General features: G+C 69.5%; 8 protein-coding genes. 2 read left to right on the forward strand and 6 right to left on the reverse strand.

The features are described from left to right. Positions 1-125: 125 nt before the first annotated feature. The 6 genes from EHO50_RS18440 to EHO50_RS18465 form a co-directional block, all read right to left on the reverse strand. Positions 126-3,005 carry a glycoside hydrolase family 2 TIM barrel-domain containing protein gene (locus EHO50_RS18440; protein ID WP_128431225.1) on the reverse strand — a complete coding sequence of 960 codons (2,880 nt, stop codon included), beginning with the start codon at positions 3,003-3,005 and terminating at the stop codon, positions 126-128. A 27-nt stretch (positions 3,006-3,032) separates the two neighbouring features. Beyond that, complete coding sequence (locus tag EHO50_RS18445) at positions 3,033-3,908, reverse strand: carbohydrate ABC transporter permease (protein ID WP_128431226.1); 876 nt, start codon at positions 3,906-3,908, stop codon at positions 3,033-3,035. Continuing rightward, positions 3,905-4,873 (reverse strand): carbohydrate ABC transporter permease, encoded by a 969-nt coding sequence (locus EHO50_RS18450; protein WP_128431227.1) that lies wholly within the window; start codon positions 4,871-4,873, stop codon positions 3,905-3,907. Before EHO50_RS18450 ends, EHO50_RS18445 begins: the two co-directional genes overlap by 4 nt. Positions 4,874-4,894: 21 nt before the next feature. After that, positions 4,895-6,157 carry an ABC transporter substrate-binding protein gene (locus EHO50_RS18455; RefSeq protein WP_128431228.1) on the reverse strand — a complete coding sequence of 421 codons (1,263 nt, stop codon included), beginning with the start codon at positions 6,155-6,157 and terminating at the stop codon, positions 4,895-4,897. A gap of 249 nt (positions 6,158-6,406) precedes the next feature. Next, the gene (locus EHO50_RS18460) at positions 6,407-7,666 is read right to left on the reverse strand and encodes an ROK family transcriptional regulator (protein WP_128431229.1); all 1,260 of its coding nucleotides are present in this window, start codon (positions 7,664-7,666) and stop codon (positions 6,407-6,409) included. A gap of 228 nt (positions 7,667-7,894) precedes the next feature. Further along, on the reverse strand, positions 7,895-9,148 hold the full coding sequence (locus tag EHO50_RS18465) for an FAD-binding protein (protein ID WP_128431230.1): 1,254 nt from the start codon (positions 9,146-9,148) through the stop codon (positions 7,895-7,897). 128 nt (positions 9,149-9,276) lie between these two features. Here EHO50_RS18465 and EHO50_RS18470 point away from each other — a divergent pair, with 128 nt between their 5' ends. Together EHO50_RS18470 and EHO50_RS18480 are read left to right on the forward strand one after the other, a co-directional pair. Continuing rightward, entirely contained in the window at positions 9,277-10,293 is a 1,017-nt protein-coding gene (locus tag EHO50_RS18470) for a hydroxyacid dehydrogenase (protein WP_128431231.1), read from the forward strand. Between the two features lie 771 nt (positions 10,294-11,064). Beyond that, on the forward strand, positions 11,065-12,402 hold the full coding sequence (locus EHO50_RS18480) for a radical SAM protein (RefSeq protein ID WP_128431232.1): 1,338 nt from the start codon (positions 11,065-11,067) through the stop codon (positions 12,400-12,402). The last annotated feature ends 1 nt before the right edge of the window (position 12,403 follow it).

Consider the following 12,403-nt stretch of genomic DNA (forward strand, 5'->3'; position numbering starts at 1 on the left):
CCTTGTTTTGAACGCACAGTGCGGCCAGTCGGCATGTCTGCCGACCGGCCGCAGGCGACGTTCCGAACGCTGTCGGAAAGTCGATCAATCGGTCAATCGATTTACGGTTTTCTCACCACGGTTTCTCACTTCGCGGACGCGGTGGTCGAGAACACGAACGAGAACTCCGTCGGCTCGGCCTTCAGGAAGTACTGCGGCAGCGGGCCCGGGCCGCAGGACTGGGAGCCGATGCCGTGCTGGCCGTGGTCGAGATTGACCCAGACAGTCTCACCCGCCGTGAGGTCGGTCAGGTGCCGGGCGGCCTCCAGCTGCTCGCTGGTCCAGCGGCGGGCGGTGAACCAGAACTCCGGGTCGCCCTCGATCCGCAGCCCGCCGAGCTCCACCCAGCGGACGTCGGCACGGGCGCCGTTCTCCTGCGGTCGGACGTACGGCGTCTGCAGCTCGTCGACGGTGGAGTGCCAGCGGCCGACCATCGACGCCGTCCTGGTGTCCGGGTACGCCTCACCGGGACCGCCGCCGAACCACCGCACGGCGTCCGCCTGCGCGAGCCCGAACCGGACGCCGAGCCGCGGCAGCGGCACCTTCCAGTCGCCCTCGGGCGTCACGGACACGGTCAGCTTCAGCCGGGTGCCGTCGGAGGTCCACCGGTACTCCGTGGCAAGGCCCACCTCCCAGGCGGCGGGCGCCACCCGGGTCCGTACCGTCAGCGCGTCGTCGCCCAGCTCCACGGCGTCCAGCCGGTGCCGCATGCGGTGCAGGCCGTACTTGCGCCACAGCATCCCGTAGCGGGTGTCGGTCTGCCATTCGGCGCCGTCGTCGTTGTCGGTGGGCGCCCGCCACACGTCCAGCCGCGGAGCGGTCACCTCGACGCCGCCGATGGTCTTCAGCGCGCCGGTGCGGGCGTCGAAGGAGGCCGGGCCGAGGGTGATCAGCCGCTCGCTCCCGGTGGGCCGGTCGCTGGCCGCGATCGACGGCAACTGCCGTGCGGACACCGGGAACTGGCCCCATGCGACCACATGGTCCTTCGGCGCCCATGCGGTGTCGGCCGCCAGCAGCGCCCGTACGGTCCACCGGGTCTCGCCGGCGGTCCCGTGCGAGGGCGGCTCCGGCAGCTTCACGTCCGCCGACTCCCCAGGGGCGAGGGCCGGTACCGGCAGGGCGCCCGCCTCGACCGTCTCGCCGTCCACCTGGTACGACCACTCGAAGGCGAGCCCCGACAGATCGGCGAAGTCGTACTTGTTCGTCACCCGTACGGTGCCGTCGGCGCCGTCGCCCTCGATGCGGACCGGCTCGATGACCTTCTTGTACTCGACGAGCCCGGGGGAGGGCGTGCGGTCCGGGAAGATCAGGCCGTCGCAGACGAAGTTGCCGTCGTGCAGCTCCTCGCCGAAGTCGCCGCCGTAGGCGTAGCCCAGCTCGGGGTGCTTGATGCCGTGGTCGATCCACTCCCAGATGAAGCCGCCCTGGAGCCGGTCGTACTTCTCGAACAGCTCCTGATAGTCGGCCAGTCCGCCCGGGCCGTTGCCCATGGCGTGCCCGTACTCGCACTGGATGAAGGGGAGTTCACGCCGCTTGTGGGTGCCGCCGTCGAGCTGCTGCCCGATCTTCTCGACCTCGTCGTGGAAGGCGTACATCCGCGAGTACACGTCGGTGTCCCGGCAGTTCCAGTCGCCCTCGTAGTGCACCAGGCGCGAGGAGTCCCGGCCGTGGATCCACTCGGCCATCGCGGTGAGGCCGCGGCCGGTGCCTGCCTCGTTGCCGAGGGACCAGAAGACGATCGAGGGGTGGTTCTTGTCGCGCTCGACCATGCGGGCGGCGCGGTCCAGGAGGGCCGGGGTCCAGCGGTCGTCGTCGACGGGGTTGTCGCGCCAGGCCTGCTCGGTGAAGCCGTGGGTCTCCAGGTCGCACTCGTCGATGACCCACAGGCCGTACTCGTCGCACAGGTCCAGGAAGGCCGGGTGCGGGGGGTAGTGCGAGGTGCGGACCGCGTTGAGGTTGTGCCGCTTCATCAGCAGCACGTCCTCGCGCATGGTCGCAAGGTCGAGGGCTCGGCCCTTCTCGGGGTGCCACTCGTGGCGGTTGACGCCCTTGAAGAGGATCGCCTTGCCGTTGACCTTGATCAGACCGTCTTCGAGGACGACGGTACGGAAGCCGATGCGCAGCGGCACGCGCTCGCCCGCCGTGACCAGCTCGCCGTCGTACAGCTTCGGCGTCTCCGCCGACCACGGCTCGACCGCCACCGTCACCGGCTCGCCGGTCGCGACATCGATGTCCAGGGCGGGCACGGACACCCGCCCGTCGACGTCGGAGTCGACGCGCAGGGTGCCCTCGCCGGTGGTGTGGTCGTAGGAGGCGTGCACGAAGAAGTCGCCCACGCTGCCCGCCGGGCGGTGCAGCAGGGTGACGTCACGGAAGATGCCGGGCAGCCACCACTGGTCCTGGTCCTCCAGGTACGAGCCCGCCGACCATTGGTGCACACGGACCGCGAGCACGTTCCCGGTCGGCTTCAGCAGCTGCCCGACCGCGAACTCGTGCGGCAGCCGGGAGCCCTTGAACTCGCCGATGTCCGTGCCGTTCAGCCAGACCCGGGCGCAGGATTCGACGCCGTCGAAGCGCAGGACGGCGTCGCCGTCGGCCGGCCAGTCCGCCGGCAGGTCGAAGACCCGCAGGTGGTCGCCGGTCGGGTTCTCCGTCGGGACGTGCGGCGGGTCCACCGGGAAGGGGTACAGGTGGTTGGTATAGATGGGCGACCCGAACGCGCCGTCGCCCTGCAGGACCCAGTGCCCGGGGACCGTGACCTCGGCCCAGTCCCCGGCGTCGTAACCCTCCTCGGCGAACGAGTCGTCCTCGGCGTCGGCGGTCGGCGACACGCGCAGGCGCCAGCTGCCGTTCAGGGACAGGGACTTCGCGTCCGAGGACGCGTACCAGGCGCGGGGCGCGAGGGCCCCGCGGCCCGGGGAGACGTCCTCGACGTAGTCGACGGGTGGGGTGGTGCGGAAAGACATCGGTCTCCAGGTCTTGAGAAGAAGGCGTCAGCCCTTGATGCCGGTCTGCGCGATCCCCTGGACCAGCCAGCGCTGGAGGAAGAGGAACACGAACACCAGGGGCAGGATGGAAATGGCCGTGGCCATGAAGATCAGGTGGTAGTTGACGGTCTGGTTGGTCGCGTACGACGAGAGGGCCACCTGGACCGTCCACGCGCTGGGGTCCTGGCCGATGACCAGGGGCCACAGGAAGGCGTTCCAGCCCGCGATGAAGGTGATCGTCGCGATCGCCGCGAAGAAGTTCAGCGAGTTGGGCACGACGACACGCCAGTACGCGCCCCAGTAGCTGAGTCCGTCCACACGCGCCGCCTCCTCCAGTTCCTTGGGGAACCCCAGGAAGTACTGCCGGAACAGGAAGCAGGTGAAACCACTGAACAGGCCCGGAATGATGAGTCCGCGGTAGGTGTCCACCCAGCCGAGCGACGAGACGAGCACGAAGCTCGGCACGAAGGTCACGGCCGTCGGGACCATCAGGGTGGCCAGTACGGCGTAGAAGATCTTGTTGGCGTGCCGGTACGGGATGCGGGCGAGGCCGTACCCGGCCAGCGAGCAGATCAGCAGGATGCCCGTGGTGTGCAGGACGGCGACGACCAGGGAGTTCCACATCGACCGGGCGAAGTCGACCGTGACGTCGTCGAACGGCTCGGTGATGTTGCCCCACTGGATGTCGGTGGGGAACCACTTCCACTCCTCGCCCGTGATCTCCGGGTCCGTCATGAAGGCGTTGCGGACGATCAGATAGAACGGGACGAGGAAGAGGACGGCGGCCACGCCGGTCGCGATGTACAGACCGGTGTTGCTCATGACGCCGCCCCGGCGCTTGGCCTTCACCGGCTCCCTGACATCGGGTGCTGTGGTGGTCACTGGGACTCCTCACCCCTTCCGAAGCCCATGATCTTGCCCTGGAGCAGGGTCACGAGGCAGATGAGCGCGGTCAGGATCAGCGCACCCGCGCTGCCCGCGCCGTAGTTCTGGTTCTCGCCCAGCGCCATCTTGTACAGCTCGACCAGGGGTGGCTGGCCCCAAGTGGCCTTGTTGAGCAGGATGAAGAACTCGTCGAAGGCCTGGTAGGCGGCGATGAGCAGAAGCAGGATCACCGCGGTCGAGGTCGCGCGCAGCTGGGGCAGCGTGATGTACCAGAAGGTCTGCCAGCCCGGCTTGGCGCCGTCGATCGCGGAGGCCTCGTACAGTTCCCGCGGGATGTTCTGCAGCGCCGCCAGGAAGAGGATCATGTAGAAACCGGACTGCAGCCACAGCCGGACGGTCACGATGACCAGCCAGTACCAGGGCGGATCGGGATTGCCCAGCCAGGCGATGTTCTCGACGCCGAACCAGCCGACGACCGTGTTGGCCAGGCCGAAGCGGACGCCGTTGAAGATGGACATCTTCCAGATGAGCGCGGCCGCTGCGTAGCTGACCGCGGTCGGCAGGAAGAACACCGACCGGAAGAACGCCCGCATGAACCGCAGCCGGTTCACCAGGAGCGCCAGTCCCAGCGACAGCGCCCAGGTGGTCGGCACGATGAACACGGCGAAGACGGTGAACGTGAGCAGAGAGTTCCTGAAGTCGGTGTCCGACAGGATCTGCCGGTAGTTGTCGAAGCCGACGAACTCGCTCGGCGTGACCGTGAACCGTGCCTCGAAGAAGCTGAGATACAGGCTCCAGCCGATGGGCACGAAGACGAAGATCACCAGGCCGATCAGGAACGGCCCGGTGAAGAGCCAGAAGTTGAAGGTGCTGCTCGCCCGGAGGCCCCGCCGCGGCCGGGCCTTGGAGACCTTGGCCGGGGCGGGGTTCTTGGCGACCCCGGGTGTGGTGGTGGTCGACATGTCGAGATCCGTTCCGGCGGCCTATCCGAAGAGCTTCTTGAGCTCGGCGTCGACCTTCTTCTCGGCGGCGGCGAGCTGGGCCTTGGGGTCACTGTCCTTGCGGACGGAGTTCGCCATCACGTCGTTGATCGCGGCGATCATGGCCTGCGTCCAGCCGATGTTGTCGAAGTGGCCGAACTCGTTGAACAGCTTCACGCCCTCAGCCGGCAGACCGGTCTTGAGCTTGGTCGCGGACTCGGCGAGCGAGGTGCGCGGCGGGATGTGGAAGCCGTAGGAGGTGGCGAAGTCCTCCTGGTACTTCTTCTGGTCGATCCACAGCCACTTGACGTATTCCTTGGCCGCCTCGACGTTCTTGCCCTTGGCGTTGACGAACATCGACCAGCCGCCGTTGTAGACCGACTCCTTGCCGGCGGATCCGACCTTCGGGAAGGGGAAGACGCCGATGTCGTCGCCGAGCGCCTGCTGCATGGCGGGCATGGCCCACATGCCGCACCACTGGATCGCCGTCAGGCCCTGGGTGAAGGCCGACGGGTCCCACCAGTCGGCGGGCGCGTCGAGGAGCAGGTCGCCGCTGGTGAACAGGCCACGCAGCTGCTTCAGGCCTTCGGCGACAGCGTCGGTGTTGAAGGCGGGCTTGTTGTCCGCGGTGAGCGTGTCGGCGCCGGCCGACCAGATCAGGTTGTGCTGGACCGGGGTGAGGTCGTTGCCGAGGTAGGCGCCCTTGACCTTGCTGGTCTTGAGCTTGGCGGCGGCCTCGATCAGCTCCTCCAGCGTGGTCGGCACCTCGACCTTCGCCTTCTCGAAGAGCGAGGGCCGGTAGAAGAAGAACTGCGGGTCGTCGATCATCCGGACGCCGTATATCTTGCCGTCGACCGTGTGCGACTTGATGTCGGCCGCGTTGAAGTCGTCCTTGACCGGCTCGATGATGTCGGTCAGGTCCGCCACCTGACCGCTCTTTATGAGCTGGATCTGCGGGTGGAACTCGAAGACGTCCGGCGCGTTCTTGGTGAGCAGCGCGGCGAACAGCTTCTGCTCGAAGTTGTTGCCGGTGATCCACTGCGTGGTCACGTCGGCCTTGTCGTAGGCCTTCGCGTACCTCTTGACGGCCTGCTCGACACCCGCCTCGCCGTACGCGTGGAAGTACTGCACGAGGCCGTCGCCCGAGCCTCCGCTGCCGCGCCCGGTGTTGCTGCCGCACGCGGCCAGTCCGCCGGCGGCGGCCAGGCCCATCGCGGCCCGCAGTACGTTTCGGCGGTCCCAGTTGGTGTTGCTCAATGCCGACATGCTGACGTCCTTGTCTCGAGTACGGCTGCGGCTCTGTGCCTGTGTGCCTGTGGCTGGAGCGGCTCAGCGCCAGTTGGCTCAAATGGGGTTGCGGTGCGGGACGTTAACCTTCGGCTAAGGCTTCGGCAAGGGGTTGGACGAAGTCTGTGCGAAGCGTTGTGCAACGTTCGGAATACCGGACGTGAGGGGACTGCGGGACGCCGCACCAGCGACCGGCAACTCCCTTTCACGAAAGGGAAATCAGCCCCGTCATGAGGGTGGTACGGCACGGCTCCTTACCGGTGTGATGCGTTTCGCGGCAGGCTGCGTCCTCTTCTGCGGGGCCGACTGCAGCGCACCCTCGAGTGCGAACGTCGCCGCGCCCAGACACACCGGGTCGGTGGGGATGGGGGAGAGGACGATCTGGGTGGCGGCCAGGGGCCGCCTCAGCGCGTGCCGGGCCACGGCCTCGCGCACCTCGTGCAGCAGCGGCTCGCCCAGGGTGGCGGCGACCCAGCTGCTGAGCACGACGACTTCGGGGTTGAACAGGTTCACCAGGTCGGCGATCCCGGCGCCCAGATAGCGGGCGGTGTCCCGGACCACCTTGAGCGCCACCGGATCGTGCGCAGCGACCCCACGGGCGAGCGCGTCGATCGTGGCCGTCTGGTCCTCGGGGTGCAGCAGCGCGCTGTCGGCGGCCAGCTCCCGCAGGTTCACCATGATCCCGGGCGCACCGACATAGGTCTCCACACAGCCGTGGTTGCCGCAGTGGCACAACCGTCCGTCCAGCACGAGCGTCGTGTGGCCCCACTCGCCGGCGCTGTTGCTCACGCCCCGGTGCAGCCCGCCGCCGAGCACGAGCCCGGCGCCCACCCCGGTCCCGAGGTTGACCACCACGGCGTCCCCGCTGCCGCGCGCGGCACCGAACCACAGCTCGGCCACCGCGCAGGCGCGCAACGGGTTGTCCATGTAGAGGGGGTAGGCGATCTGCTCGGCGAGCAGATCGAGCAGGGGCACGTCGTGCCAGTCCCAGTTGGGCGCGTACTCGGAGACGCCGGTGTCCCGGTCCACCTGCCCCGGCACGCTCACCCCGACGCCGAGCACCCGCGCGCCCTCCACGCCCGCCTGCGCGACCACCGAGCCGACGGCGGCGGCGACATGGCCGACGACCTGCTCGGGGCGGCTCTCGCCGGGGCGCATGTCCTCGTCGGCGCGGGCCAGGACGTCCAGCGCGAGATCGAAGAGCTCGACCCGGACGTACGTCTCGGCGATGTCGACGCCGATCAGGGCGCCCCCGGAGGCGTTGACGGCCACGAGCCCGCGGGGGCGGCCGCCGGCCGAGTCCTCGAACCCGACCTCCGTGATCATGCGGAGGTCGAGCAGTTCGCCCACGAGGGTGGCGACCGTGGCGAGACTGAGCCCGGTGGCGGCCGCCAGCTCCTGCCGGGAGGTGGGCGACGCGGCGATGATCTGGCGCAGCACCTCGTAGCGGTTCGCGGTGCGGATGTCGCGTGATGTGCCGCGCTTCATCGAACTCCCCTCACAGACAAGCACCGTTGCGGTCGGGTCGGCCGGGGGTCCGGCCCGCCGCGCAGTGGCCATCGGACACGGCGTCCCCCGGGAAAACACAGCACCGGTGGCGCCCCCGTCCCTTCGCTCATGCCGGGTCCTCGTCGGCACCGGCGCGGCGCAAGGCTATGGCGTGCGCGGACTTTCGACAAGGGGTTAGGAAAGGGGGTTTACGAAGTCCTCCCGGTGTCAGTCACCCAGTATGTCCTGCACGAAGGCGTTGGCGAATTTCCGACCCGGGTCCAGCTCCCGCGCCAGCGCCCGGAAGTCGCCCAGCCGCGGGTACCGCCCGCGCACCACCGCAGCCGGCACGGCGAACACCTTCCCCCAGTGCGGCCGTGGCTCGAAGCCGTCCAGCGCCTCCTCGAGGCGCCGCACCACCGGCAGTACGGCGGCCGTGTCCGCGACCCAGGTGAAGTGAAACGCCACGGTGTCCCGTCCGTAGGAGGGGCTCAGCCACTGGTCGTCGGCGGCGACCGTGCGCACCTCACAGGTCTGCAGCACCGGCGCGACCGTCTCCCGGATCGCGTCGAGCGCATGCAGCGCGTCGACGGCGTACCGGCGCGGCAGCAGATACTCCGACTGCAGCTCGGCCCCGCTGCTCGGCGTGAACTCGGCCCGGAAGTGCGGCAGTCGCTCGTGCCACGGCCCCGGTACCCCGAACTGCTCCGTGCAGTTGACCGCGGGCATCCCCGGCACCGGGTGCATCTTCTCGGTGGCGGGCGCGGCCCACGGGAAGTCGGGCAGCGGCTGGTCGGTGCGCCGCTTGAGCCACACCTGCCGAAAGCCCGGCTCGCGCCAGTCGGTGAACAGACTGACGCTGTACGCCGCCGCCATCACCGTTTCGAACGCCGCCGAGTCCAGCCCGTCCAGCGGCAGTTCCGTGAAGACGTGCTGCTCGACGTCGAAGGACGGCTCCAGGTCGAGGGTGAGCGCGGTGACGACACCGAGGGCGCCCAGGGAGGTGACGGCACCGCCGAACCGCTTCTCGCCCCGCCCGACGGTCACCACCGATCCGTCCGCCGTGACCAGCTCCACCTCCCGCACGGACGTGGCCAGTGCGCCGTTGCCGACCCCCGAACCGTGCGTGCCGGTGGCGACCGAGCCGGCCACCGAGATGTGCGGCAGGGACGCCATGTTGGGCAGCGCGAGCCCGTGCGCGTACACCGTGCGGGCGAGCTCGGCGTACCGTACGCCGCCCGAGACCCGGACCGTACGGGCCGTGCCGTCCACGTCGATCACCGGCGGCAGACCGGCGATCGACAGCAGGACGCCCTCGGGGCCCGGCTCGGCGATCTCGTTGAAGGAGTGCCCGCTGCCCAGCACCCGCACCCGCTCGCTCCCCGCCACCAGGGCGCTGATCGCGTCGATCGAGTACGGCCGGTGCAGCTCCTTGGCGGTGTAGGTGATGTTGCCCGCCCAGTTGGTGGTCATCTCCGTCATCCTCGCCGTCCTTCAAGGTGAGTGCGTGTGCGTGCGTTGACCCTCTCATCCGCGGATGCCTACGGTAGAGACCGTTTTCCAACCCCATTCGCACCTCACCTCACCTCGCCGAGCCGGAGGCCACGTCCTTGACCGAGCGGCCGTACGCCATGTTCGCCATGTCCGCCGAGAACGTGCCGCAGGTCTTCCCGCCGGAGGTGCTGGAGCGGCTGCGGGAGTCGGTGGACATCGATCCCGCCCTGGTGGCCGAGGACTACGAGGACTTCACGGACCCGCGCTTCAAGGACGCGCTCGCCCGCACCGAGATCCTCGTCACCGGCTGGGGCTGCCCCCGCCTCGACGCGGCCGTACTCGACGCCGCCCCGAGGCTGCGTGCGGTCCTGCACTCGGCCGGGTCGGTCAAGAGCCTCGCCACGCCCGAGCTGTGGCGGCGCGGCATCGCGGTGAGCTCGGCGGCCGTCGCCAACGCCGTGCCGGTCGCCGAGTACACCCTCGCCATGATCCTGCTCGCCGGGAAGGACCTCTTCGCCGCCCGCGACCGCCTGCGCACCGAGCGCGCCTTCCCCGGCTGGGGGCTCGTCCCCGGCATCGGCAACCACGGCCGCAGGGTGGGCGTCATCGGGGCGTCGCGCATCGGCCGCAAGGTGATCGAGCTGCTGCGCCCCTTCGACCTGGCCCCCAGCCTCACCGACCCCTACGTCGACGAGGCTGACGCCGCCGCGCTCGGCGTACCGCTGCTGCCGCTGGACGACCTCCTGCGCACGTCGGACATCGTCACCGTGCACGCCCCCGAAACCCCGGAGACCCGCCACCTCATCGGCCCCCGCGAGCTGGCCCTGATGCCCGACGGAGCGGTCCTGATCAACACCGCACGCGGCACCCTGCTCGACCACGACGCCCTGACCACCGAACTCCGCACCGGCCGCCTCTCCGCGATCCTCGACGTCACCGACCCCGAGCCCCTACCCACCGACTCCCCCCTGTACGACCTCCCCAACGCCTTCATCACCCCCCACCTCGCGGGCTCCCAGGGCAACGAGGCGGCCCGCCTGGGCCTGGCGGTCGTGGGGGAGGCCGAACGCCTGGTGGGGGGTGGGGGGTTGGCGCACGCGGTCGACCCGGCGGTGTTGGGGCGGGAGGCGTAGGCGCCGGCGGGGGCTGCCTGTGCGGGTTTTCTCGGGTGCGACGTCTTGTCGCTTGCCGACGTGTCCCTGTCCAGCCGCGCCCCGGCCGCGTCACGCGGGCTCGCTCCCCCATGAGGCCTGGCGAACGCGTTCATCTCCCTGCACCTGGCGGGTTTCCCAGGGCAACGAGGTGGCCCGCCTTGGCTTGGCGGTCGTGGGGGAGGCCGAACGCCTGGTGGGGGGTGGGGGGTTGGCGCACGCGGTCGACCCGGCGGTGTTGGGGCGGGAGGCGTAGGCGCCGGCGGGGGCTGCCTGCTGCCGCTCCTTCGCCGGACGGCGGCACCCGTACGTCCGTGGTGGTCGTCGGGGGCGCGTCGGGCGGACCCGCCGAGGGGCCGAGGAAGAGCTACGCGGCACCCTCATCGACGAGGGGTACGCGGCGTACGAGCTCGGGGGGGGAGAGAGAGAGAGACGGGCCTGCTGCTCGGCGACCGGCTCCGGGTCCTCCCGCGCGCGACCTTCGCGACCGGCACCGTACTGCGCGGCTCCATCGACGGCGGGCTGACCTGGACCGACCTGCACACCCTCGGCACCACGACCGAGGGTGCCCGGTGCGAGGCGAAGCTCCCCGTCGCCAGCTCGTACCCCCTGCTGCGCTTCTGGTGCTACGCGGCCGAGGAGGAGGCTGACACGACGCTGACACGTTCGTCCGGGAGGGGACCCAGTGCAGCCGGGGCTCAGGCAGGGGCATACCGTGAGGAGTCGTACGCCTGAGCCGGGAGGAGATTACGGATGGGCAGCCGCACCGCACTGGTCGAGGATCTGATGGAGCGATTCCCGCACGTTCCGCGGGAAGCCGTCTTCAAGGAGGATCTGCTCCGCGGCGGGGTGGCCTTCGACCCATCCGCCCTCAGCGACAACGAGGGGGGTGAGGTCAAGCCGAAGTCGTACTTCATCTTCTCCTTCGACCACGGCACCCTGCCGGAGCTCGGCGAGGCCGCCCTGCGCCGCCCGCCGGAGGAGATCATCCTGACCGGCGGTCCGTACGACCTGCGGCGCACCGTCGTCTCCGTGCGCGTGAACCCGTCGTCGCCGTACCGGGTCGCCGCCGACGAGGAGGGCATGCTCGGGCTGTACCTCGACGGCAAGCGGATCGCGGACGTCGGTGTGCCACCGATGCCGGAGTACTACCGGCACACCCTCGCGAGCGGGAAGTCGGTGATGGAGGTCGCCCCGACCATCCAGTGGGGCTACCTGATCTACCTCACCGTCTTCCGGGTCTGCCAGTACTTCGGCGCCAAGGAGGAGTGCCAGTACTGCGACATCAACCACAACTGGCGCCAGCACAAGGCGGCCGGGCGCCCGTACACCGGGGTGAAGGACGTCGAGGAGGTCCTCGAGGCCCTGGAGATCATCGACCGGTACGACACCGCCAAGGTGTCCACCGCCTACACGCTCACCGGCGGTGCCATCACCAAGACGGTCTCCGGGCGCGACGAGGCCGACTTCTACGGCCACTACGCCAAGGCCATCGAGGAGCGCTTCCCGGGGCGGTGGATCGGCAAGGTCGTGGCCCAGGCGCTGCCGCGCGACGACGTGCAGCGCTTCAAGGACTACGGCGTGCAGATCTACCACCCCAACTACGAGGTGTGGGACGAGTACCTTTTCAAGATGTACTGCCCGGGCAAGGAGCGGTACGTCGGCCGGGACGTCTGGCACAAGAGGATCCTCGACTCGGCGGAGGTGTTCGGGGCGCGCAACGTGATCCCCAACTTCGTCGCAGGCGTCGAGATGGCGGAGCCCTTCGGCTTCAAGACGGTCGACGAGGCGATCGCGTCGACCACCGAGGGCCTGCGGTTCTTCATGTCGCACGGGATCACGCCCCGCTTCACCACGTGGTGCCCGGAGCCGACCACCCCGCTCGGCAAGGCCAATCCGCAGGGCGCCCCGCTGGAGTACCACATCCGGCTGCTCCAGGCCTATCGCCAGACGATGGAGGACTTCGGCCTTTCCTCGCCCCCTGGCTACGGCCCGCCCGGCCCCGGCCACGCGGTGTTCTCGGTCAGCTCCTTCATGGACAGTCTTCCGGCGGTGGAGTCCCCGGCGGCGGAGGATTCCGCAGCGGTTTAGT

The sequence above is a fragment of the Streptomyces cyaneus genome (assembly GCF_004028635.1).
GTDB lineage: Bacteria > Actinomycetota > Actinomycetes > Streptomycetales > Streptomycetaceae > Streptomyces > Streptomyces cyaneus.